This is a genomic window from Streptomyces sp. NPDC003023 (genome assembly GCF_042888225.1).
GTDB lineage: Bacteria > Actinomycetota > Actinomycetes > Streptomycetales > Streptomycetaceae > Streptomyces.
The window spans coordinates 165,371-187,976 of sequence record NZ_JBIAPL010000001.1 but is presented as its reverse complement, the minus strand read 5'-3'; the positions used below and the strand labels follow the sequence as shown (position 1 = coordinate 187,976).

The following is a 22,606-nucleotide window of genomic DNA, read 5'->3' as shown; positions in this document are numbered from 1 at the left end:
CGTACACACGTGTGCCGCCCGCTCTCCGGCTACCGGAAGCGAGCGGCACACCGGCGGCTCAACGCTACGACACGAACCGCACCAAGCGACTGGTCCTCGCCAAGTACGACCACATGGCCGCCGCCGGCCTCACCCTGGAGAACCCGCTCACCGAGGGCGAGTCCGGCACCTCCCGCTCCACCCTCACCCCGCCCCCGGCCAGGGCCCCGCCACGACTGACCCTGCTCTCGGCGTGGCCCCACCTGGTGGCCACCCTGAGGGCATCACCCACCGCTCAACCAAGGAACGAACGCCAGTGGTACGTGTAAACCAGAGCAGCAATCCCCGTTCGGTCGTCGTCCTGACCTCCGGTACGGACTGGGGCACCCGCGCCGCCGGGCAGCGGCGGAGCAGCGGGGCCGAATCCGAGATACCCCGGCGGCAGCCCGCGAAGATCAGGGCCTTGCAGCAAGCCATTAGGCTGGCGAATCTGTCCGTCGACAAGAAGAACTGGAGCTCAGCACGCTGGGCGCTCAGTCGGGCCCGCGCTCTCACCGACGCCCTTCCCGCGAACGTGGCCGCTCGAGAACGCGAAAGACTCTCAGCGGTCCGCAAGAGGTACGCGGCCCGCAACACACCGACCGCGAAAAACGCCAAGCAGGCGAAGGCGGCACCGGCCAAGCAGGCGGGCGGCAAGAAGCCCGCACCGAAGAAATCCACAGCAAAGAAGGCCACCCAGCAGCCGAAGCCCGCGCCTGTGCGTGACCTCGGTGACCGTTTCATCAACCGCGCGGCCCTCGGCTACAGCTCCACGGACGAAACCAAGCGCCCCCGAACACGCTGAGGGCGTGCCGCCCACTGCTCCAGCGAACGGCACGCCCTCACCTCGCTCAGCACTCCGATGCGAACCGCACGAACGACGCCCACTCGGCACGCGCGACCGCGAAGGCCGGGCGGGTCACGTCCTTGGAGTCACGCACGTGGATGCCCTCTTCGGCGATCGCGACCTCCACACAGCTGTCGCCCTCGCTGCCGCTGTAGCTGGACTTGAACCAGGCGAGTTCCGACGTTCCGCTGCTCATAGCTCTCCTCGCAGTCGCTCCAGCAGGTCCCGGGATTCTGTCGGGTTCAGGGCCTGCGACCGCAGTGTGTCATAGCGTTGGCAGAGCACAATCACCTCTTTCGCGTCGGAGATCAGCCGCCCGTTCTTCTGCCCCTCCGAGTACCCGAGCCGTCGCCCCTCCGAGGTCTCCAGGATCTGCAGGGGCCCATCCAGACACGCGTGCAACCGGGCCGCCACCGGCACCAGCTGAAACGTCACGTTCCGCGGGGCGGTGAGCTCAAGGACATGGTCCACCAGAGCGCGCATCGCCTCGGCGTCCCCGAACTCCCGGCGGAACACATGCTCCTCGACGATGAAGCTGAACGGCACCGTCGGCCGCTCCCTCATCGTCACCTGTCGTTCCATCCGCGCGGCGAGCTGCGCCTCCAGCTCCTCGTCCGTCCGCAGCGGGATCGTGCCGTCGAACACGGCTCGCGCGTACGCCTCCGACTGCAACAGCCCCGGCACCAGCCGGCATTCGTACGTGCACAGGCTCACCGCCTCCCGTTCCAGCCGCGCCCATCGCCGGAACCATGCCGCGAGCCCCGCCTCGCCCCGCGTCAGATGCCGTGCGGCCTTCCGTAGCGCGCCGGTGTTGCCGAGCGCTTCCTCCGCGCGTTCCACGAACGCCTCGTCCGGCATCCGGCGGCCCAACTCCACGGACTCCACGGTGTGTTTGGAGTACCGGACCCGGTCGCCGAAGTCGACCCGGCTGAGCCCCGCGTGTTCGCGCAGCGCCTGGACGAACGCGCCGAACGTGCGCAAGCTGTCGGACGGATGGGGCTCCCGCTCCCACTCCCCCGCCGGAGCCGCCCGAGTGCCGACGCCACCGGCCGCGTCCCCTTCGACGATGCCCATCCGCCGCCCCTTTCCACACCGCACCGCGGCAGCTCCGTACACCGTCCGCCTCACCTTTCAGCCTGACGGAGCATCACACGTACTGTCCACTCTGCGTGCCCGTACGCTGACTCCGCGTACGGGGCTGCGCATGCACACCCCCTCTCGCCCGACACCCGCTGCGGGGTCACGGAGAGCGAGGAAAACCACCAACGCCGACAGGCAGTCGCACATCCGTCGGGCCGCCGGCCAGGCGCCGACCACCCGGCTCCCCGGACGCCGCGGGCATCGAGTCGATGAACATTGCGCGACGCACGAGCAGCGCGGGTCGGTCGCGCCAACCGCGCCCCACTCGCCGGAACCACCCTGGCCAGGGGCGACCGGTCAACTTCGGCCCGCAGAACGGCGCGACAGGCCGAAGTCGCCGCGACCGAACGAACGCGCACCCTGGTTGACACGCGTAGACAGGCAACCCACAGTTGAACAGGTGCACGTCAAAACCGGGGGGTGAGATAGGCCGATGCGCACACGCGCCTTACGCTCCGTCATCTTCCGTTAGGGCACGCCGCCTTGCCCCTTACGGCGTTCCCGGAGAAGGCAAGGCAGGCAAGGGGTCACGACTGCCCACTGTCCGCCGGTGACTTCGCCGCACCCGGCGCCGACCCCCTGGCCGGTCCGCACCGCCTCCACCGGTCGCACCGAGGGCGTCCGCACCGACCCCCTCCCCCACGCAGACCGACACGGCGACCACGCACACGTCGCCCTGGAACCCTCTCCGGTTCTGCCACCGGCCCCGGACCAGTGGCGGCACCACCGCCGACGCCACCACCAGAAAGCCTCCGGCCGCGGGCCGACGCACCGTCGCACTCCTGGCTCCGCCGTCCGCCCGCCGGGCAGGTCACTCTCCTCCACGAAAGGAAAGTCGCCCATGTTCTCCAGGCTGTCCATAAGAATCGGCCTCACGGCCGTCGCTCTCACCGGCCTGTTCGCCGCCGTGCCGTCGGCGTCGGCGACCGGCCGTGCGCCGGCCGCGGCCGCTGCCGCCTCCGCCGAATCACCCTCCGCCGGCGTCACCACCAAGATGCCGAAGGGCGTCGCCGACCGTCTCGGCACCGGCCGCAAGGCCCTGGTGGACGCCCTCTCCACGGACGTCCTCTCCCGTTCCCACGACGCCAAGGGACTCGCACCGAAGGCCGCCGTCGCCAAGCTCGCCGCCGAGGGCCGCAAGGTCGTCATCGACGTACGCAGCGTCTCGGGCGACTGGGCCCGGGGGGTCGCCTACGTCGAGGCGTCGCGCGAGCAGCACGGCGAGCCGGAGGGCTGGCTCTACCTCGCCCACCGCGAGGACGGGCGGTGGGTGACCGGCCTCGAGGGCGACAACGAGTTCGCCGACCACGTGGCCCGGTCCCCGCTGGTCGGCACGGCGGAGCGGCGGAACATCACCGACTACGCCAAGCGCAAGGTGACGTCCCAGGAGCAGCCGTCGACGTACGGCACCACCGCGACCAACCTCAACGGGCTGCTGCTGCCGTGGATGCCGAACTACGTCATGACCCTCACCGGCGGCCCGCACTCCCACACCGGCGGGACCGGCTACTGGAGCTCGCTCGACTTCGCCGGCGGCAACGCCAGCGGACGCGTCCGTTCGTCGCGCGAGGGCACGGCGACCTCGATGTGCGGTTACGGCGGAGGCTGGACCCGGGTGATCCACCCCGGCGGCTTCTCCACGGACTACTACCACATGCACAACACGACCTACTACAACGGCACGTCGGTCGGCAGCAGCACCCTGCTCGGCACCATCGGCACCGACACCTGCGCCGGCGGGTCCGCGACCGGCGCCCACGTCCACTGGAGCCTGCGCACCTACGACGCCAACTACTCCGGCAGCTACACCTGGCTGAACGGCCGCACCATCGGCGGCTGGACGTGGTGGAACGGCTCCAGCCAGTACTCCGGCTGCGGCACTCGCCTCGGCTACACCGCCTGCCCCGGCACGGCGATCTACAACCGCACCAGCTGAGTCCTCCCCAACCCCGCACGAGCGGCCCGGCCGGGCACCACCCCGGCCGGGCCGCAACCCGCCCGGCTCGACCCGCCGGGGAAGATCTCGACCACGACGAGGGTGTGCCGCCCGCTGCTCCAGCAGGCGGCAGAGCCCGGGGACTCCCACGACCGGGTGATCACATCGTAAGAACCAGCGAAAGCTCTTGCCCCGCGCATATTTTCACAGCATTCCCAATGTCAGTCACGACACCCTGCACGGGTTCCTGCCGGGACGTCCGAAGCGCTGAACCGTGCGCTGGACCTCCTGGACCTCGGAATCCCGCCCGGTGTCACCACCGAGACCCCCCCGACGGACGCGTCCAGCGCTCCGAAGATGTTCACCCGGCAGATGGACTCCGTGCTGCGAGTGGTCCGCCCCGACGGACGCGATCCGTTCATCCTGCTGGTCGAGGCGCAGACCCGCATCGAGACGAAGAAGGAGACCTCATGGCCGTACTACGTCGCCTACTTGCGTGACCGGTACAGACTCGAGGTCGTCCTGCTGGTCCTGTGCGTGGACACGGCGACGGCGGCATGGGCGGCCCGGCCTCTGCGTACCGGCCTGGGACGTGCCACCCAGGTGACTGTGCCTCATGTGCTGGGTCCGTCCAACGTGCCGCGTATGAGCCGGATCCAGGATGCCTCGGCCGACCTGGACTTCGCCGCGTTCTGCCTGTGGATCCACAGCAACGACCCGGACATCGAAGGCATACTGACGGTGGTGGGCGAGGCACTGGCCCAGGACACGGACCGCGAAGCGCGGGACGATCTGGCGGGACTGATCGAGGACGGCTTGGGCAGCGAACACGCCCGGAAAATCTGGAGGAGCCTGATGGAAACCCTCTTCACCCCCAGGCGAGGCACCATCGTGGGCGATGCCCGCCTCGCAGGACAGGAAGAAGGACTCAAGGAGGGACTCGAGGAAGGTCGCGTGGCCGGAAAGGCCGAGCAACTGCTGCGCCTGATGGAGCGCCGAGGCTTCTCCATGACGGAAGAGACCCGACAGCGCGTCACCAGCTGCACCGACATGCCGCTCCTGGATCTCTGGTTCGACCGCGCCATCGACGCCACCACCCTCGACGAGATCTTCGCCGAACCCTCCACCACGGACCGCGTCCCCGACCCCGCCCAGAGCCCGGAGCACACCGCAGTCCCCGGTCAAGGGCCGAAGGCTCCCGACTCCTCGGCCAACTGACACCAAGGGCGCGCCCCCGGACGGCCGGTCAATACCGCACCGGCCAAAAGGCCGCCCCCCATGCAACGCCACATGTGCCGCGTCCGGTCGACGGCGCGCAGCGGCACCCGTCCGGGCCGTGAAGCAGCACGGGGACGTGCCGGCAATCGGCTGCAGAACCAGAGCGTTCAGGCCCGTCGGGGCGAGCCCGGTCGCGGTTCTCTCTCACTACGGTGAACCCGGCCGTCCCACAGGCAGGCCGCACTCCACTCCGGGGTGCGGCCCACCCGGTCCACGGCCCGGTCCACAACCCCTCGCGATCCTCGCTCCCGAACGCACGGACTTCGCTCCGCCTCCGTACGCTCACTCCGCGTACGAGGCGCGGCGGTCGCCCCCGCCCGCACCCGGCCGCCACGCTGGCGTCGTGAACCACGCAACGCCTCAAGTCGGCGCCCCCGTCGCCACCTTCACCCAGCTGCTGTCGTCCACGCGGCGCGGCGCCCGTCTCGCCCGGCTGCTCACGGTGACCGAGCTGCGCGCGCGGGGCGCTTCGCAGGAACTCACGGAGCGTGCCGAACTCGTCGTAGCGGAACTCGCGGCCAACGCCGTCCTGCACGGCCGCGTGCCCGGCCGCTGCTTCCGCCTCACGCTCCTCCTCGGCCCGTGCGCCGGCCGCCTCCGCGTGGAGGTCAGCGACGCCCGCGGAAACGTCCATCCGAAGCCTCACCCGGCGGACACCGAGCCCGATCCACTCGCCACCGGCGGACGCGGTCTGACCCTCGTCACCACCCTCGCCGACCACTGGGACTGCGTCCCCTACCCGCCCAGCGGCAAGACCGTCCGGGCGGTGCTGACGACACCGGCCGAGGAGTGACGGCGTCGGCCGAGGAGGGCCGCAGCTCGCGCGCCTACGCCTCCGCGGGCAGCGCGGGGAACACGACCACTGAGCCGTCCTTGTCGCGGGCGATCTCGATCGCGACATCCGTCGGGCGGCCGCCCACCGCGACGCCGTCGCCCAGCCCACGGATCTGGTACGCCGTACGCATCAGCCGGTCGACCTCACCGTTCGTCAGGACGGGACGCACACTCTTCGGGCGCGCCAGCTCCAACGCCGACAGGCGCAGCAGGACACCGGCAAGGCCCTTCTCCAGCTCGTCGAGGCGCTGCTCGTCACGCCGCAGCGTACGGGTGAAGTTCTCGAACAGGTTGTCGGGCTCGCTCTGGGCCCGCTCGACCGCCTGGAGGACGTTGACACGCCGCTTCAACGCGATGGCCAAGGCAGCCAATTCGAGGTGAGTGCGGAACGTGCCACCCTGTTCGTCCACACCGGGGAACGACTCGGTCAGCGTGCCGATCTCGACGGGCTCGCCGTCGGGAAGCTTGTCGAGCGTGCTCGTCCACCGGGCCAGGCGGATGTCGGCCTTGCTCAGCGCGGTGTCGATGGCGTGCACCGCCGAGTCGAGTCCCAGCGAGACACCGAGCCTGCCCTGGTCCAGCAGGATGGCCGTGGCCTTGTCGATGGCGGGACGGCAGCCGTTGAGCGCGCTGTGCTCGTCGTCGAGCTTGTCCGCCTGAAGCTGCTCCAGCAGTTCCGTGATGTGCTCGATGGCCTCCTGCCGCTTGGCGTCGGCGTGCGCGCTCACCCCGACCGCCACGGCCATGAGAACGAGCGGTGCGGCCACGGTGAGCACCGCACTGCCGGCGGCCGCCACGCCGGCAGTCGCACCAGCTCCGCCGACTGCGCCCGCCGTTGCCGTTTTACCGACCGGCACGTACGTCACCCCGGCGACGATCTTGCCCGTCACCGGGTTCACGACGGAGGCACGGGCACCACCGGCCACCGCCTTCGACGGCATCAGGCGGAGGGCGCCCTGCCCCAACTGCTTGGCGACCTTCGCCGGAACCACGATGCGGTACAGCCCTTCGCCGGAAGCCGTCGCCTTGGCCGCCGCCGCGGAACCGCGCGCCGACTGTGTGACCAGCTGCGACAGGTGCTGCGCCAGCGGACTCGCGGCGTCGAGCGAGATGCCCCGGCTGCGGTCGAGCTTCTCCGGCAGCGGATGCAACTCGAGTGTGGCGATCGGCCGGTCGGCCAACGCGGCCAGCACGCCGCGCAGTTCGGTCAGACGCTCAGCCGTCATCGGCCCGTCCCCGGCCACCGACGGCACCTGGACGTCACCTGTCGCCAGCGTCCACACCGGAACGGGCGTTGCCTTGCGGTAGTCAATCATCGTCTCCCCTAGTTTCCCATGACAGCGTACGGCTGACGCCCGACGAGCACGGTGGACTCTCGTCCTCCCGGATCGCAGCCTCGGACGTCATTCGCCGCACATCGCTACCCGCGCCGAACGCCGACTGCCGTCCAGGCGGTGACGCCGCCGAATCCGATGTGGTGCGGGCCCGTTCGATCCTGCACAGCGCGTCCCGAGAGCCCTGATCCACTGCCCCCCATGGCCCCCTCTCCGGGCTCAGTCGAGCAGCCGCTCCGCGCACTCCGGTACGCCGCGGATGTGGCGGCCGTCGGCGAGCATGGCGAGCAGGAGCCGGTGGGCCTCGGTGCAGTGGATCAGCCCGGACACGGCGGCTTCGCGCATGAGGGCGACGGTGTTCTTGACGGGAATGCCGCGCGTGGTCGCGTACTCACCGGCGTCGCGGTCGTCCGTGATCCAGACGGCCCCGGCGAACTCCCGTCGGGTCTGGATGAGGGCGAGGGTTTCGGCTTCGCCCAGGTGGCGCAGGGGTTCGCTCGCGGTGCCGCCGAAGACCGCCCGGCGCAGCCGGTCCGCGAGGGCGATCTCCGCGTCGGTGGACAGCTCGATCGGTTCGCCCAGCCAGCCGTCGGCGGGGAGTTGGGCGAGGCCGCGTACGTAGGCGGCGGAGCGGCGGGCCTCCTCCGCCACTGCTTCGGTCCAACGGCCGCAGCCGTCCAGCATCTTGCGGAGCAGATCGAGACGGCTCACGGTGCCGAAGTTGCAGAGGACCGTGTTGTCGGGAAAGAGGCTGACTCGGCCGGGGACGGGTTGAGGGCTCGTCATGGCTGGAATACCGGGTCGCCCTTCTCGTCCTCCGGCAGAGGGCGCCGGGGCGGTGCGGGTTCGAGTATGGCTCTCAGGTCGTCGACCGTGCGGTTCAGGTAGGCGGCCAGCGGGCGCAGCGTCGTCTCGCCGGCCTCGTAGGCGGCGTGCAGCAGTTCCATCGGGACGAGCGGCGGGCGGGCCGCCGCGGATTCGGCACGGTGCCGGTAGTGGTCGTCGAGCCGCCCCGCCAGTACGTGGCAGATCTCGGTGGTGAAGCCGCGGAACCGGTCACGGCGGGCGGTGTCGAGGAGTCCGAGCCGGTGAAGACGCGCGGCCAGGGCGCTCGGCGAGACCTTGAAAGTAACGACGAGTTCGCTGAGTTCGGCGTCGGTGGGGCTGTGCGGGTCGGTGACCGTGCGCTCCCAGGCAGCTCGTACTTCGGCTTCGGGCAGCAGGAAGTGGGCGGCGAAGACGTTGGCCCTCACCTCTGTGTAGTCCTTCTGCTTACCGGGTTCCGGTGCCATGTCGGCGCGGAGGTCCTGGGCGTCCTGGGCGAGGAGGTGTCCGACCTCGTGGGCCAGGGTGAAGCGGGCGCGGGTCCACTCCTGTGTGGTCGCGAGCAGGACGATGCGGAAGCCGTCGGACTGCCAAGTGGCGCCGGACAGGGCCGCCTGGGTGGGGAATTCGACGAGGGCCACATCAATTCCGCAGTGGTCGCCGAGAAGCCGGATGAGGGCAGCCAGGTCCATCCCCGCCGGGGACTCCGCCCCCAGTCGCCCGAGGTGCTGCGTGAGATCGGCTGCGAGCCGCTCCCCCTGATCGACGTACCGTTCGAGCTCGGTGCGCAGTTCGGGGAGGTGCGGGATCGGCCGCGGACGGCCGAGCAGGTCCAGAACGTCGTAGGCGTTCTGGAAACGGCAGGCGATCTCCTCGATCTCGGCCCATCTGACCCCTTCGGCCCCGGCCCCGGCGGGGCGGGCGGCGGAGCGGGGGCGCACCGGTTCGCGTCCACTGAGCAGCCAGTCCACGGTCGTGTCGAAGGCTTCCGCGATGCGGGCGAGATCGAGGGAGCTGAAACGGCGTACGCCGCTCAACGACTTGGAGAGCTTGTCCCGGGACAGGCCCACCCGTTCGGCGAACGCCGCCTGGGAGAGGGAGGCCGCGTCCATAACCTCGCGCACACGGTCGTTCACAGTCTCGCTCATATCCGCACCATAAAGCGGTGTTGCGAAAATCGCAACAGGCGAGCGAGGGCGGTCCGTGCTCAGAAGCGTGCGAGCATCCAACGTCGCTTCCCCTCTCACTTCCTCACCACCCGGCCGTCCAGCCCCTCCAGGTGGCGCGGCAGCCGGCTGCCCTGCCAGCCCAGCACCAGCCCTTCGCGGGCGCGGGTGATCATCACGTAGTAGGCCATGCGCAAGGCCGCCGCCGTGGGGTCCGTGTCGGCGTCGGTCTCGCAGTCGGGGATGACGACGGTGTCGAAGTCGAGGCCCTTGGCGCTGGCACGGTGGACGATGACCACGCCGGGACGGGCGAGGTCGAGGTCGCGGTAGCGGCCGGCGGAGGCCGCCGAGCTGTAGAGCTGGGGCTCCTGCGCGAGACCCGCCCGCTCCAGGCGCCGCATCAGGTCGGCCGCCGTGCGCAGGGAGCCGACGATGACGCCTGTACGGTGCTTCGGCTGCCGGGCCGCCATGGTGACGATGCCCTCGGCGATGTCCTGGCTGCCCGCGTAGTGGCGGAGGACGGGGAGCACGCCGCTGCGCAGCGGGATCTCGGGCTGTGGGCCGCCGGTGCGGAAGTGTTCGGCCAGGGAGGCGATCTCACGGGTGTTGCGGTGATTGCCGGCGATCTCCAGATGTCCCGTCGCACGGCCGAGGGCGTCGGCGATCTCGGTCAGGGTGGAGTTCGTCTCGGTGAGGCGCTGGCACTCGTCGGCGAACACGGTGACGGAGACGGCGGCCAGGCGGGCCATGCGGTAGAAGGCGGGCGGCAGGTCCTGGCCCTCGTCGACGACGAGGTGCGGTGTGGAGGGATCTCCGTCCCCGAAGGTCGCGGCGGCCTGGTGGATGAGGGCGGTCCAGTCGAACCAGCCGTCGTCGGTGACCGGCGCGTCACGGCCGAACCTGCGCAGAACCCAGCTGTGGACGGTGGACGCCACGGCCGGCGCGCCGGGGATCGTGAGCCCCTGGAGCATCCCGTGCAGGAGCTGGCGCAGGAGGTTGGAGCGGGACAGCAGCAGCGTGGGGCGTCCCGTGAGGGCGAGGTGGACGGCTCGGTGTGCGGCGAGCAGGCTCTTGCCGCTGCCGGGCGGGCCGCTGACGACGTGGTGGCCGGACAGCGGCAGAGAGTCCAGGCAGTCCCTCTGCGCCGGGGTGAGGTCGGGATGGAGAACGGGGGCGTTCGCGGTGGCCATGGGCGTCACTCCGGGGCGGTGGCGGCGGCCGCGTATTCGCGGCTCGCGGTGAGGACGTCGGTGAAGTAGCCGGGCACCCGGGCGGAGCCGACGACCAGAGCACGGTCGAGGAGGGTGTTGCCGGTCTGGCAGCTCGTCTCGGGCAGCAGGGTGCAGGCGTGGCAGGCGGCCCGGTTGAGGTTGCCGAAGCCCTGGCCGGTGTGTTCGGCGCACAGCGGGTCGGCCGAGCACCAGGCGGCCGCTTCCAGCATCCTGATGAGCGTCTCCGCGAACTGCGGTGCCTCGCCCTGCCGGACGAGGCCGCCGAGGGTGCCTTCCGCGTCGCCTGCGGCGGTGTAGATCAGCAGGCCGTGCTGGCCGTACTCGGGGCGCCCGTACACGCGCTCGCGGAGGCTGGCCGTCGTGTAGCCGGAGTCGAACGAGAGCTGACGGATGAGCAGGTGGGCGAGGGTGTGCAGGAGGAGGAAGCGTGCGGAGAGTTCGCTGCCGGCGGTCTCTGCGAGCTGTTCGCCGCGGAACGACGCGTCGAGGTCCGCACGGACGCCCTGGACGTGGGTTTGGACGCGGGGGTCGCTCTCCCAGGCGGTCAGGCGCTGCGCGTCGAGGGTGAGGACGATGCCCTCTCCGTACACCTCGGTCGCGGGCAGCCAGCGCAGACGACCGCCGGTGTCGGCGGGGACGAGGGTGCCGTGCGGCGAGTGACGGCGGAACCCGGTCAGAGCCCGTACTTCGCGGAGGCGGTCGGCGAGGACGACGCCGCCGACGTGTGTGTCGAGCGTGGCCCAGGGCTCCTCGGTCTCGCCGTCGAGGCCGAGGCCGCTGCGGCGGACCGCGAACTCCGCGGTGGGTTCGGGGAGCTGGACGGCGTCGAAGGCGTGCCACTCGTCGCGGCTCAGGTCCGGCGTGCCGGCTTCGGGCGCTTGGGCGAGTGGCGCGGTGGCGCCCGTGGCCTCTGCGAGCAGTTGGTCGATGAGGATGTCGGACGCTTCGGTGTCGGATTTGATCATGTTGCGGAAGAGGTCGGCCCGATCCGTGCCGAGAGCGTCGAGCAGGATCGGCCAGTACGGGTGGCCGAGGACGGTGTCCGCCGCGGTCTGCTCCGCCCGCGGGGGTTCGGCGGACTGTGGGATGTCGAGAGCCGAGTGGACGAGCGGGTAGTAGACGTTCCCGGCGGTGCGCTGCACGTTGTGGACCTGCTGACCGCAGGAGGTGTGCTCGCTCCACCGCTGCCACGGGTTGCGGCCGGAGCAGCGTCCGCTCTGGGGGCCGAGGATGTCGAGCAGGTCGCGCTCGGCACCGCAGGGCCGGCCGCCTGCCCCGGTCGCTCCGCAGCGCACCGAGAGCGCTTCGAGTCCGGAGGCGCGGTCGGCGACGCGGAAGCTGAGGCGGCGGGCCTTCCAGGCGTTGTCCGCCTCTGAACAGGCGGACCGATGTTCGGGTGCGAGGTGTGAGTGGGCCCAGTACCACCAGTCGACGTCGTCCAGATGCCCGTCGGGGCAGATGCGTACGAAGCGCATCGGGGTGAGGCGCGGCGCGGCGGCACACGAGGTGCAGACAGGCGGTTCGCCGGGCTTCTCGTGCTCGCGCAGGAAGCGCACCATGGTCCGGCACGCCCCGCAGAAGAGCCAGCCGGGAAAGCGGACATAGGGTACGCCCGGCCGGTCGGCCTTGTCATAGCGGTCGTTGAGGGTGTGGGGGGCGGCGAAGAAGCCCGTCACGCCGAGACGGGTGGCCAGCCGGTCCGAGACGACGGGAGTCTTGAGCTGCGGCCAGGACGCGATGCCGGCGGCGACAAAGGACTCGCCCTGGACGTCGAGGACGGCGCCCACTCCGAACGGCAGCACCGTCTGCGCCTGCCGCACCCTCAGTTTGCGCTTCACTTCCCTGCTCCCGTCACGGTGATCTGGCACTCCCGGTCGACGCTGCGCATCGAGTTGAGGGTCTCCCACAGGCCGTAGCGCTGCTCGAAGCCCTTGAGCAGGTTGTACTGGCCCTTGCCCTGGCTGCGGTAGTGGAGGTCCTTGCCCTCGGCCGCCGCCGTCGCGGACTGCCGGCACCAGTCGTCGAGGAGGTACCCGAGCTCCGCGCGGACATCGGCGCGTACCGCCTCGGCTCGTGCCCCCTTGGCGCCGCTCTCCGCGGTCGCGGCCCGTGCGGCGAGGACGTCGGCGATCCGCTCGGCGTCGTCCCGGTGGGCGGTGATGTGTCCTGCCTGGTTCTCGGCGGCGAGGCCGAGCCGGTGGCGTACGAGGACGACCAGCGCGGCGTGCAGGGCTCGGCGGCGTGCCGGCAGGGACCAGGGCGTGATGCTGGCGGGTTCGACGTAGCGGTAGAGCGCCCGATGGTAGTCCGGGAAGGTCTCGTAGTGGGACCGGTCGCGCGGGCGGGTGGCGTTGAAGTAGGTGACGACGAGTCCGGGCACCTGGTGGCGGCCGACGCGGCTGGTGGCCTGGATGTACTCGGCGGTGGTCTTGGGCTGCCCCTGCATGAGCATGTAGGCGAGGCGCTTCACGTCGACGCCGACGGACAGCATGTTGGTGCAGGGCAGGAACGAGACGGACCTGGGATCGGTCCACGGCTTTTCGAGTCGGTCGAGCAGGATGGGCTGCTCGGCGCGCTTCAGGTTGCTGGTCAGCTCCTGTACGACGCCGTCGCCGAGCAGTCGCACGCCCGCACCCTCGTCGAGGCCCCGGAGCTGGGCCGGGATGTCGTCGCCGGCGGCGGTCACGGTCCGGCCGAGCTCCCGCAGGCTGTGGTGGTAGGCGACAAGTGTCCAGTAGTCGTCGCGGTGTTCCTCGGGAAGCTGGTGGACACCCTGGAGCATCGCGGCCGTGGTGGCGACCGCGCCACGGCCCGCCGTGTGGCCCTGTGCCATCACGCCGAGGTAGAGACGGCCCGGGCGGCCTGTGTCGGGGACGGCGAAGAAACTGTCGCGGGCGTCGAGCCCGGACGGCGGGAAGAGCTGCACATCCTGGTGGTGCAGGGCCCGGACCTGTTCGGCAGAGCGTCGGATGGTGGCCGTGGCGGCGACGATCTTGGGCGGCCTGCCCTTCGCGTCGGTGCACAGTTCGAGGATGGCGGCTTCGTAGAGGCCGACGGTGGTGCCGAGCGGTCCGGTGAGCAGGTGCAGCTCGTCCTGGATGATCAGCGACGGGGGCGGGTTGGTGGTGCCGGCACCGAAGAGTCGGCCGGAGGACGGTTCCCAGGCGAGCCGGGCGAACTTGTCGACGGTGCCGAGGACGAAGGTCGGCGGCTCCTGGTAGAGGTGCTGGTCGACGACGGCGACTGGCAGGACGTCGTGGAAGAAGCACTCGTCACGGGTGCAGTAGAAGGCGAACTCGTCCTTCTCGGCGCGGATCCCGTAGTCCGATCGGACGCTGGACCGGCTCTGGGGGAGGATGCGGGTGCCGCACCACGGGCAGCGGTCGAGGATGAAGACGTCCTCGGGGTGCGTGGCCTCACGCTGCTCGTCAAAGGCTTCCTTGGCGGCGAGGAAGCTGTTCGGGGTGGTGGTGTCGCCCACCCACAGGCCGACGGTGATCGGCTCGCCGCCCAGACCGAGCGCGGGTTCCGTGCGGCGAAGGTGTTCCAGGGCGCAGATCGTGGTGGCGGCCCGCTGGAACTGCTGGGTGGTGAGCAGGCTGAGGGTGTAGCGGCTGAGGACGGTCGTTCCGTCGCCTTCGCCGCGGATGCGGCGCAGCGCGATGGTGAAGGCGGCGAGGAGCAGATACGCCTCGGTCTTTCCACCGCCGGTGGGAAACCAGATCAGGTCCGTGGTCTCGCGGTCGCGGTGGTCCGGGTCGGCGACGCCGTCGAGAGCGAGAAGGAAGTAGGCGAGCTGGAAGGGCCGCCAGGTGGCCGAGAGGTCCACGGGCGGCTCCATGGCCACGGGATCCGACCGGCGCCGTCGCTGACCGGCCTGGTCGGCGGCGGAGTGCCGCATCTGCAGCAGCATGGCTCGTTGGGCGATGCGGAACGCCGCGAGCACGTCGGGGCGGTTCGGGTCGCACAGGGTGCGCACGCCCGCCTCGATGCGGGTGACGGCCTGACGGACGCGTTCGAGGATGCGGTCGGCGGCTTCCCGTCCCCAGGCCGGTACCTCGACGGAGCGCCGGCCCACGTACCAGGCACGGTACGAAGCGGCGAACTCGGCCAGTTCCTCGCGGAGCTGGTCGCGGGACAGGGCCGGGTCGGCCAGGTGGGCGATCGTGAGAGCGGGGGCGTCGAGCGGTCCTCCGGCACGGACGGCCGGTACCTCGGCGTGGGGCATGGCTTCACAGGCGAGCAGGGCGACGGCATCATCCTCTCCGCGGTCTTCACGGACAGCGCAGCCGTGGCCGACGGCGTGGGTGACAACGTGCCGGTACTGCAGGCGCAGTTCGCGTTCCTCCGGGTCGCGACTGGCGAGCCGGACGCTGGGGTAGGGCAGCACGGCACCGTCGGCGGGTCGGACGGTGAGATCGCACTGGAACAGCATGTCGTCCCAGCTCGGAGCCTTGCCGTCGGAGCCGTCGTGGCGCTTTGCGTTGACCAGGGCCACGGTGACGAGCGTGCCGGCGCCGTAGGAGCGGCGGGTCACCCGGATCTTCGCGCGGCCGTCGAGGACGGGGACGCTTTCCCCGTCCGGGCCGATCCGGTGTCTCTCGGGCTCGAGGGGGACGCGCTGCCAGCGGCGCCCGCGGCCGGGATGGTTCCGCTGTGTCTCGTAGCGAGCGGCAGCGCAGCTCACCTCGATGTGAGCGGCGTTCGTGTAGAAGCTGAGACCGAGCGAGGCGGGGAGCCAGCTGTTCGCCTCGGGCACCGGATCGGGGGCGGGGTCCACGTCGGGGGCGTCCGGCTCGGCGCCGGGTGCTTCGGGGTCCTCGGCCGAGAGGGCGAGCTGCCGCTGGAGGTCCGCCTGTTGGGGATAGAGCGTCCCCATGAGGTACTGCCGGTCCGGCGGCGCGTCGAGCACCTCGTCGTCGCCGCCGGCAGGACCGACGAGCTGGCGGGTGAGGTAGTCGACCAGCTCCTGGCGCGGGTCCATGGGCGGTTCCTTCGGATCAGGGGACGAATGGGCTGTGGGGCGCCTGGTGCGCGGGACCACCGCTCAGGGCCACGGAGGGACGAGTCCGCGCTCGATGAGCAGGCGCCGGAAGACCGGCTTGGCCTTGCTCTCGATCTGTCGAATGCGCTCCCGGGTGACCCCGAATGCGGCACCGAGCGCGTCAAGAGTGGACGGCTCGTCACCGTCGAGGCCGATACGCCGCACAAGAATGTGATATTCGCGTTCGGTGAAGGCGTTCAGGACATGCTCGACCTCCTCGAAGATCTCCTTGCGGATCACTACGGCATCGGGCCGGGGCAGTCGGCTCGGTCCGATGACCAGGTCACCGAAAGCGGTGTCGTCGCCGATGATCCGGTCCAAGGAATCGGTGGGCCGACTGATCCTGCGCACCTCTTCCACTTGGGCGAAAGTGAGACCGCTGACGAAGGCCACGTTGTCGACGCTCCTGGCACGGCCTTCACCGAGGAGCTTGCGCTCAGCCGCGGCGACCTTGCCGACCTTTTCGTGTACGTGCGCGGGAAGCCGGATGAGGGTGCCCTCGTCGGCGATGGCCCGGCTGACGGACTGCTTGATCCACCACGTCGCGTAGGTCGACAGCTTGAAGCCCTTCGTGGCGTCGAACTTGCGGACCGCGCGCATCAGTCCGATGGTGCCGTGCTGGACGATGTCCTCGATGTCCAGTCCGCGGCCCTGGTACCCCTGAGCGATCTTCCACACGAGCCGCACGTTGTGCAGGACGAGACACTCGTGAGCGCGCCGCTGCTCACTGCCATGAGCGAACGAGGCGACCTCCTCCTTCGGTATGTCACGACCCAGTGCGCCGACCCCACCGCGGAGCAGAACAGCGAGCCCGACTTCCTCCTCCGCCGTGAGCAACCTCTTACCCGGAGTACGCAGCCATCGAGTCTCGTCGAGCAAGGTCCGAGCCGCGTCGACGGCGGCCGAGAGGGCCTCCTCGTGGGCGGAGACGCCTGCGCCGCCACGCTTCCTTTTACGTACCTGCACGGCCGCGCCCGACGGCCCTGGCGGGCTCACTGCACCGAGCGGCCGCGGGCGAGTGATGGGAAAGTCGCCCGACAGCTCACGCGCTTCGGCGGGCCTGAGTCCGTGAAGCCGCACGACACCGTCATGCGCGAGCTTGCTGATCGAGCCGTCGGCCTCCGCGTAGCGGGCGAGCATCCGCCGGGCCTGGGCCAAGCGCCTCGCCGCCTCGGAGGGCATCAGCTCGGATTCCGGAGCGGCGGCCCGCCGGGCGCGACCGTCGCCAACCGCCGCGGCGGCGCCGGCCACAGGGCTGGCGGCAGGTCGCGAAGCTCCCACCCGGCGCTTGGCCTTCACGTGCAGACCGAGTGTTCCCAGCCCGTTCCGGAGGCGCCGTTGCTGCTCGTCGGTCGTGAGCCCGAGCCTGGCCGCTTCCAGATCGAAAGCCCGCCTACTGATAACGCCCGCAGGAGAGGCGGAGCGCTTCAGCCTCTCAATGACCGACGGCAACTCCGCTCCCATGGCATGACGTTCGGCCTCGACCGTTGGATCCCCACCCATTGCGCCTCCCACTCCGGCCACCAAGCGCCACTTCCGCCCGACGAATCGACCGGATGCATCACCACGGTAGGGTAGGTCCGTGTACATCGTCAACACGCTGACTGCTTGTGATCACTATCGACCGAGAATCCATTGACAGCGTCAACAGCTATGGTTGCGGGTACGCTTGCCACGGCCGAACCGGAAGGTCATCCAATGCCGCACCACGACCGTCTCCCCGGCACACCCGAGTTCCGCATCAAGCTTCCGAAGGACGGGGGCGAGGCATACGGGTACCTGCTCACCGAGTTCGGCGGCAACGGCACTCACAAGTTCGTCCTTCAGGAAGGTTCCCTGGTCGCCGCCGAAGCGTGGCCCGGGCTCGGCGACCACGCACGCCGCTTCCGTGCGGAGCTGCGCGACAGCAACGCACTCGCCGACGCCCCGACGAATCCCGACCGGCCGCAGGCACCGCCGCGGTTGGTGGCAACCCGGGACATCGAGTGCAACTCCTCCTCGGCCGCCGCCGCACTGGTGTACGGCTACGACGCCTCCGGCCCCGAGTCCTGGCGAACCGCCGAGGGCCACCCGCTGGGCGACTACCTGTCCACCGGCTGGCGCGCCCCGCGCAAGGCATGGCTGGTGCGGGGCTCCAACGTCTCGGGGCGCAATCTGGTGCGGCAGCTGTGGCTGGAGGAGGGGCTCGCCTCCCTCGCGGGGGCGCACCTGCCGCCCCTGGAGGAAAGCGACCCGACGAAGAGCATGCTGCGCCGCGTGGTCGAGGACGGGTACGAAGGCGCGGCCTCGTACAGCCAGAAGCGGGGCCTCGTCGACGAGTTGCACGCCTTCCTGACGCAGATGCGCGTCGGTGACACGGTGGCCACCATCGGCGACGGCCGGCTTCACATCGGCCGGATCACCGGGGAGGCCGTGCAGACCGCGTCCCCGGACGGCCTGTCCAATCTGCGGCGAACCGTCACCTGGCGACCCGGCAGCCACCCGTACGAGGAACTGCCGGAGGAGATCCAGCAGAAGCTGTCCGTGCAGCATGACGTCGTCGACCTGACCGGTGTCCTGGACGCTCTGGACGGGCTCGGCGGACCCTCCGGCCCGACAGCGGTCGGTGTCACCACGGGGCTGCCCGCCGAGCCGGCGGCTCAGCGGGAGTTGTCACTGCCGGACGTGAGCGAGGCCCTCGCGGCCGACCTGCTCGTGCACGACCGGACCTGGCTGGAGGAGATGCGCGAACTGCTCACGGACGAACGCCAGCTGGTTCTGTACGGTCCGCCGGGCACGGGCAAGACCTATCTGGCGATGAAGCTGGCCGAGCACTTCGGCGGTGGCCCCGAGCAGGTCAAGATCGTGCAGTTCCACCCGTCGTACTCCTACGAGGACTTCTTCGAGGGATTCCGGCCCGCGGAGGACGCCGAGACACGGGAGGTGGCGTTCCGGCTGACGGCAGGCCCGCTCCGGGAGCTCGCCGATCTCGCCTCCCGCGAGGGCAACCGGCACATCCCGCACTTCCTGATCATCGACGAGATCAACCGTGCCAACCTCGCGAAGGTCTTCGGCGAACTCTACTTCCTGCTGGAGTACCGGACGAAGTCCGTCCGTCTCACCTACTCCGGGGACGACTTCGCACTGCCTCCGAACCTCTTCGTGATCGGCACGATGAACACCGCCGACCGTTCGATCGCGCTCGTGGACGCGGCAATGCGGCGCCGCTTCGCGTTCGTGGAACTCTCACCGCGCACCGAGCCGACCGCCGGGCTGCTCGCCCGCTGGCTGGAGCGCGAAGGCCGGGACCTGGAGCCGGCCCGCCTCCTCGACGCTCTCAACGCCCGCATCGACGACCAGGACTTCGCCATCGGGCCCTCGTATCTGATGAAACCGGGTGTGTACCGCGACGGCGGCCTCGAGCGGACATGGCGCACGAAGATCCTCCCGCTGCTCGAGGAACACCACTACGGAGAAGGTCTCGACGTCGTCGCCCGCTACGGTCTGGGCGCGCTGCGCCGTGAGCAGCACCCGTGACCGTGACCGACGTGACGCTGCGCGAATTCGGGCCGGCAATCTCCGTCCCGCTGGGCGTCGAAGCCGGGCGGGCTCTGGCCAGCGCCGGAATCCTGCAGAGCGCGACCCCAGATCCCGGCCGGGAGGGCCACTGGCTGCTGCGGGCGGGCAGCCGGGTCGGCGCGGTGCGTACCCCTGGCGGCCCAGTTGTACGGATCATGCCCAAGACCCCCGTGAGCCGGCTGTTCTTCCTCCTCGGCTTCAGCCTCGACCCGGCACGCGCCTGGCGCGAGCGCCGGGAGGGAACCGTCGACACCGGCACGTACGACGACATCGTCCCCGCCCTCGCGCACGCCGTGGAACGGCAGATCGACGCGGCTCTGCGGCACGGTGTCCTCCAGGGCTACCGGGAAGTGGAGGAGTCCGGGCTGGTCGTGCGCGGGCGGCTGCGCCAGGCCGAGCAGATCCGGCGCCACTTCGGCCGTACGCCGCCCGTGGAGATCGCCTACGACGCGTACACCGCCGACACCGCCGAGAACCGCATCCTGCGCGCCGCCGTCGAGCGGCTGCTGCGGCTGCCGGGACTCCCCGGCCCGGTCCGGCGCCGCCTCACCCATCAGCGCGTACGCCTCGCCGACGCCCGGCCGTTGATACGGGGACAGCAACTGCCGCGCTGGCTGCCGTCCCGCCTGAACTCCCGCTACCGGCCCGCGCTGCGGCTCGCCGAGGCCGTCCTGCGTGGCACTTCCCCGGAGCACCGGCCGGCCGGCACCGACCCGCTCAGCGTGGACGGCTTCCTGCTCGACATGAACAAGCTGTTCGAGGACTTCGTCACGGGCGCTCTCCGCGAGGCGCTTCAGGAGCACGGCCTGACCGGGCGCCTCCAGGACTCCCACCATTTCGACGCCGCGGGCCTGGTGCGGATACGCCCGGATTTCGTCGTACGCACCGGCGACGGCCGCACTCCGCTCGCCGTCGTCGACGCCAAGTACAAGGTGGAGAAGGCCGACGGACAGCACAACGCCGACCTGTACCAGGCCCTCGCCTACGCGACGGTCCTCGGCCTGCGCGAGGCTCACCTCGTGTACGCGGCGGGACGACAGCCGTCGCGCTTCCACGAGGTACGCGGAACGGCGGCCGGGCAGGACGGGCGCGGAGTGTGCCTGCACCAGCACACTCTCGACCTCTCCGGGGAACCGGCAGAGATCCTTACGTCCCTTCGGGAGATCGCCGGAAGGCTGGCCGGGGCGACACCACCCCCGCGGCCTTGAGACACCGTCAAGCAGGAAGAAAGGGACCTCATGCCCCGACTCGCCTTCGCCCAGAGCTTCTGGGACGGCTACGACACGTTGGAAAAGCCGGTGCGAGCCGGGGTACGCAAGGCCATGGGGAAGTTTCAGGCCTTGAGTGCCGCTGAGCTCAACGCGGACAAGGGCCTGCATCTGGAGTCCGTCGGGAATGCCCGGGACCCGCGGATGCGCACCATTCGCATCACCGACTTCTGGCGCGGCATCGTCCTCGCTCCCGACGACGGCAGTGATGTGTTCCTGCTGGTCAACGTGCTGCCGCATGACGATGCCTACACCTGGGCGGCGAAGCGCCTGTACAGCGCCAACTCCGCGACCAGGGGTCTTGAGGTGCGCGACGCTGTCGCTCTTGACGAGCTGACCCCGCTGTACGAGACGGCCGCACGCCACGCTCCCCGGCTACTGTTCGCGGACGTCTCCGACGGCACCATGAGCGATCTCGGCATCGACGACCAGGTACTGCGCGCCGCGCGCTCCCTGGTGGACAAGGCCCAGCTGGACGCGTTCGCCACACTTCTGCCGGAGGATCAGCTGGAGGTGCTGCAGTACCTCGCCGAGGGGTTCGCACCGGAAGACGTGTACCGGGATGTCGTCACTGTCCGCCGGCCCGCCGACGCACCCGCCGAGCCGGTCGAGGACCTGGCCACGGTGATCGCCAACACCTCCGCACGCATTCGCCTGGTCACCGGGCCGGAGGAACTGGAGGAGATGCTGGAGAAGCCGTTCGAGGCCTGGAGGGTATTCCTCCACCCGTCGCAGCGCCGCGTGGCCTACCGCACCTCGTACGGGGGCCCCGTCCAGGTCACCGGCGGACCCGGGACGGGCAAGACGGTCGCCGCGCTGCACCGGGTCAGGCATCTGCTCGACCGCGGTGGGGACGGCCGCATCCTGCTCACCACGTACACGAACGCGCTCGCCGACGGATTGCGCCAGATGCTCGGCCTTCTCCTCGACAAGGACGAGGAGCTGCTGGCGCGGGTGGATGTTACGACGGTCGACGCCTGCGCGAACGGCATCATACGCGCGCGTACCGGGGCCGTACCCAAACCCGTCGGGGACCGGGAGCAGCGTCAGTTGTGGGAGAAGACCGTCAAGCAGCTCGACCTGCCGTTCACCGCCCAGTTCATGGCCCAGGAGTACCGGCACGTCGTACTCGCCCAGGATCTCCGCGATCTCGACTCCTATCTCGCCGCGAGTCGACGCGGTCGCGGCACCGGCCTCGGCCCGGCGCGGCGTCGCCAGGTGTGGAGCGGTGTCGAACGGTTCGGACTGTTCTTGCGCGATCGAGGCGAGACCACTCACCTGGGAGTCTGCGCCCGCGCGGCGGAGCTGCTCTCCGGCCGACCGGCTCCGTATGCCCATGTTGTCATCGACGAGGCTCAGGACCTGCACCCCGCGCAGTGGCGTGTGCTGCGTGCAGCCGTCTCCCCGGGGCCCGACGACCTGTTCATCACCGGTGACCCGCACCAGCGGATCTACGACTCCCGGGTCTCGCTCGGCTCCCTCGGCATCGCCACGGCCGGCCGCAGTTTCCGTTTGCGCGTCAACTACCGCTCCACAGAGGAGATTCTGTCCTGGTCGGCGAGGCTCCTGGCACCCGTCACGGTCGACGCGCTCGAGGGCGAGGGCACGGACTCGCTGGCCGGGTACCGCTCCCTGCTTCACGGGCGCCGCCCTCAGGTGCGGGATTACGCGACCCGGCAGGAGGAGACCGCGGCCCTGGTGGAGCGGGTCCGGGCCCTGCTCGACGACGGCCTGGCACCGCACGAGATCGGCGTGTGCGCCCGCTTCAATCTCTCACTGGACGCGGCCGAGGAGAAGCTGAAGGCCGCCGGCGTACCGGTGCTCCGGGTCAAGGGGCAGGCGGCGCACGGGACCGAGGGGGTACGGCTGGCGACCATGCACGCGATGAAGGGGCTGGAGTTCCGGGCGGTGTCCGTACTCGGTGTCGGGGAGGGCGCCGTCCCGTTCGCCCGTGAGATCACCCCGCGCGAGGCGGACCCGCTGCAGCACGAAGCCGACCTGCTGAGGGAGCGCTGCCTTCTCTTCGTGGCCTGCACTCGCGCCCGCGAAGCCCTGAGCGTGACATGGAGCGGAGCTCCGAGTCCCTTCCTGCCGGATTCCGCGTGATCTGCCCCGCGACCCGGGGC

17 protein-coding genes are annotated in these 22,606 nt (G+C 70.4%); 8 read left to right on the top strand and 9 right to left on the bottom strand.

Annotated elements, in window-relative coordinates:
• Nucleotides 1-11 precede the first annotated feature (11 nt).
• Nucleotides 12-308 (top strand): hypothetical protein, encoded by a 297-nt coding sequence (locus tag ACFYV1_RS00740; RefSeq protein ID WP_389393159.1) that lies wholly within the window; start codon nucleotides 12-14, stop codon nucleotides 306-308.
• 134 nt (nucleotides 309-442) lie between these two features.
• The gene (locus tag ACFYV1_RS00735) at nucleotides 443-823 is read left to right on the top strand and encodes a hypothetical protein (RefSeq protein ID WP_389393158.1); all 381 of its coding nucleotides are present in this window, start codon (nucleotides 443-445) and stop codon (nucleotides 821-823) included.
• A 46-nt stretch (nucleotides 824-869) separates the two neighbouring features.
• On the opposite strand, the gene ACFYV1_RS00730 is transcribed toward ACFYV1_RS00735, so the two are convergent.
• Together ACFYV1_RS00730 and ACFYV1_RS00725 are read right to left on the bottom strand one after the other, a co-directional pair.
• Nucleotides 870-1,061 carry a DUF397 domain-containing protein gene (locus tag ACFYV1_RS00730; RefSeq protein ID WP_389393157.1) on the bottom strand — a complete coding sequence of 64 codons (192 nt, stop codon included), beginning with the start codon at nucleotides 1,059-1,061 and terminating at the stop codon, nucleotides 870-872.
• Entirely contained in the window at nucleotides 1,058-1,939 is an 882-nt protein-coding gene (locus ACFYV1_RS00725; protein WP_389393156.1) for a helix-turn-helix domain-containing protein, read from the bottom strand. The genes ACFYV1_RS00730 and ACFYV1_RS00725 overlap by 4 nt, the downstream gene beginning before the upstream one ends.
• Before the next feature lie 907 nt (nucleotides 1,940-2,846).
• Between ACFYV1_RS00725 and ACFYV1_RS00720 the strand changes: the two genes are divergently transcribed.
• From ACFYV1_RS00720 to ACFYV1_RS00710, 3 genes are all read left to right on the top strand, one after another.
• Nucleotides 2,847-3,941, top strand: a complete 1,095-nt coding sequence (locus ACFYV1_RS00720; RefSeq protein ID WP_389393155.1) for a M23 family metallopeptidase — start codon at nucleotides 2,847-2,849, stop codon at nucleotides 3,939-3,941.
• A gap of 357 nt (nucleotides 3,942-4,298) precedes the next feature.
• On the top strand, nucleotides 4,299-5,159 hold the full coding sequence (locus ACFYV1_RS00715) for a hypothetical protein (protein WP_389393154.1): 861 nt from the start codon (nucleotides 4,299-4,301) through the stop codon (nucleotides 5,157-5,159).
• A 403-nt stretch (nucleotides 5,160-5,562) separates the two neighbouring features.
• Nucleotides 5,563-6,012 (top strand): ATP-binding protein, encoded by a 450-nt coding sequence (locus tag ACFYV1_RS00710; RefSeq protein WP_389393153.1) that lies wholly within the window; start codon nucleotides 5,563-5,565, stop codon nucleotides 6,010-6,012.
• Between the two features lie 34 nt (nucleotides 6,013-6,046).
• On the opposite strand, the gene ACFYV1_RS00705 is transcribed toward ACFYV1_RS00710, so the two are convergent.
• The 7 genes from ACFYV1_RS00705 to ACFYV1_RS00675 all read right to left on the bottom strand — a co-directional run bounded on the left by ACFYV1_RS00705 (nucleotide 6,047) and on the right by ACFYV1_RS00675 (nucleotide 17,244).
• Nucleotides 6,047-7,369, bottom strand: a complete 1,323-nt coding sequence (locus ACFYV1_RS00705; protein ID WP_389393152.1) for a hypothetical protein — start codon at nucleotides 7,367-7,369, stop codon at nucleotides 6,047-6,049.
• A gap of 237 nt (nucleotides 7,370-7,606) precedes the next feature.
• Nucleotides 7,607-8,173, bottom strand: a complete 567-nt coding sequence (locus ACFYV1_RS00700; RefSeq protein ID WP_389393151.1) for a hypothetical protein — start codon at nucleotides 8,171-8,173, stop codon at nucleotides 7,607-7,609.
• Entirely contained in the window at nucleotides 8,170-9,360 is a 1,191-nt protein-coding gene (locus tag ACFYV1_RS00695) for a helix-turn-helix domain-containing protein (protein WP_389393150.1), read from the bottom strand. The genes ACFYV1_RS00700 and ACFYV1_RS00695 overlap by 4 nt, the downstream gene beginning before the upstream one ends.
• Before the next feature lie 95 nt (nucleotides 9,361-9,455).
• On the bottom strand, nucleotides 9,456-10,568 hold the full coding sequence (locus tag ACFYV1_RS00690) for a hypothetical protein (protein ID WP_389393149.1): 1,113 nt from the start codon (nucleotides 10,566-10,568) through the stop codon (nucleotides 9,456-9,458).
• Nucleotides 10,569-10,573: 5 nt separating this feature from the next.
• Nucleotides 10,574-12,448, bottom strand: coding sequence for a DrmB family protein (gene drmB, locus ACFYV1_RS00685; RefSeq protein ID WP_389393148.1), 1,875 nt, complete (start codon nucleotides 12,446-12,448; stop codon nucleotides 10,574-10,576).
• Nucleotides 12,445-15,594, bottom strand: a complete 3,150-nt coding sequence (locus ACFYV1_RS00680) for a helicase-related protein (protein WP_389393147.1) — start codon at nucleotides 15,592-15,594, stop codon at nucleotides 12,445-12,447. Before ACFYV1_RS00680 ends, drmB begins: the two co-directional genes overlap by 4 nt.
• Before the next feature lie 63 nt (nucleotides 15,595-15,657).
• On the bottom strand, nucleotides 15,658-17,244 hold the full coding sequence (locus ACFYV1_RS00675; RefSeq protein ID WP_389393146.1) for an RNA polymerase sigma factor RpoD/SigA: 1,587 nt from the start codon (nucleotides 17,242-17,244) through the stop codon (nucleotides 15,658-15,660).
• Nucleotides 17,245-17,352: 108 nt separating this feature from the next.
• Between ACFYV1_RS00675 and ACFYV1_RS00670 the strand changes: the two genes are divergently transcribed.
• Genes ACFYV1_RS00670 through ACFYV1_RS00660 form a run of 3 tightly spaced genes read left to right on the top strand, consistent with a single transcriptional unit; the run spans nucleotide 17,353 to nucleotide 22,586 of the window.
• Nucleotides 17,353-19,170: a DUF4357 domain-containing protein gene (locus ACFYV1_RS00670; protein ID WP_389393145.1), complete on the top strand. Its 1,818-nt coding sequence runs from the start codon at nucleotides 17,353-17,355 to the stop codon at nucleotides 19,168-19,170.
• Nucleotides 19,167-20,420 (top strand): McrC family protein, encoded by a 1,254-nt coding sequence (locus tag ACFYV1_RS00665; RefSeq protein ID WP_389393144.1) that lies wholly within the window; start codon nucleotides 19,167-19,169, stop codon nucleotides 20,418-20,420. Before ACFYV1_RS00670 ends, ACFYV1_RS00665 begins: the two co-directional genes overlap by 4 nt.
• Nucleotides 20,421-20,450: 30 nt before the next feature.
• A complete protein-coding gene (locus tag ACFYV1_RS00660) occupies nucleotides 20,451-22,586 on the top strand; it encodes a UvrD-helicase domain-containing protein (RefSeq protein ID WP_389393143.1) in 2,136 nt (711 codons plus the stop codon).
• Nucleotides 22,587-22,606: the final 20 nt, after the last annotated feature.

Excerpts from the sequence above, each read along its gene's own strand:
- ACFYV1_RS00730 (WP_389393157.1), bottom strand. The coding sequence starts at position 1,061 with ATGAGCAGCGGAACGTCGGAACTCGCCTGGTTCAAGTCCAGCTACAGC.
- ACFYV1_RS00670 (WP_389393145.1), top strand. The coding sequence starts at position 17,353 with ATGCCGCACCACGACCGTCTCCCCGGCACACCCGAGTTCCGCATCAAG.
- ACFYV1_RS00695 (WP_389393150.1), bottom strand. The coding sequence starts at position 9,360 with ATGAGCGAGACTGTGAACGACCGTGTGCGCGAGGTTATGGACGCGGCC.
- ACFYV1_RS00720 (WP_389393155.1), top strand. The coding sequence starts at position 2,847 with ATGTTCTCCAGGCTGTCCATAAGAATCGGCCTCACGGCCGTCGCTCTC.
- ACFYV1_RS00690 (WP_389393149.1), bottom strand. The coding sequence starts at position 10,568 with ATGGCCACCGCGAACGCCCCCGTTCTCCATCCCGACCTCACCCCGGCG.
- ACFYV1_RS00705 (WP_389393152.1), bottom strand. The coding sequence starts at position 7,369 with ATGATTGACTACCGCAAGGCAACGCCCGTTCCGGTGTGGACGCTGGCG.
- ACFYV1_RS00715 (WP_389393154.1), top strand. The coding sequence starts at position 4,299 with ATGTTCACCCGGCAGATGGACTCCGTGCTGCGAGTGGTCCGCCCCGAC.
- ACFYV1_RS00700 (WP_389393151.1), bottom strand. The coding sequence starts at position 8,173 with ATGACGAGCCCTCAACCCGTCCCCGGCCGAGTCAGCCTCTTTCCCGAC.
- ACFYV1_RS00675 (WP_389393146.1), bottom strand. The coding sequence starts at position 17,244 with ATGTACACGGACCTACCCTACCGTGGTGATGCATCCGGTCGATTCGTC.
- ACFYV1_RS00725 (WP_389393156.1), bottom strand. The coding sequence starts at position 1,939 with ATGGGCATCGTCGAAGGGGACGCGGCCGGTGGCGTCGGCACTCGGGCG.
- ACFYV1_RS00660 (WP_389393143.1), top strand. The coding sequence starts at position 20,451 with ATGCCCCGACTCGCCTTCGCCCAGAGCTTCTGGGACGGCTACGACACG.
- ACFYV1_RS00680 (WP_389393147.1), bottom strand. The coding sequence starts at position 15,594 with ATGGACCCGCGCCAGGAGCTGGTCGACTACCTCACCCGCCAGCTCGTC.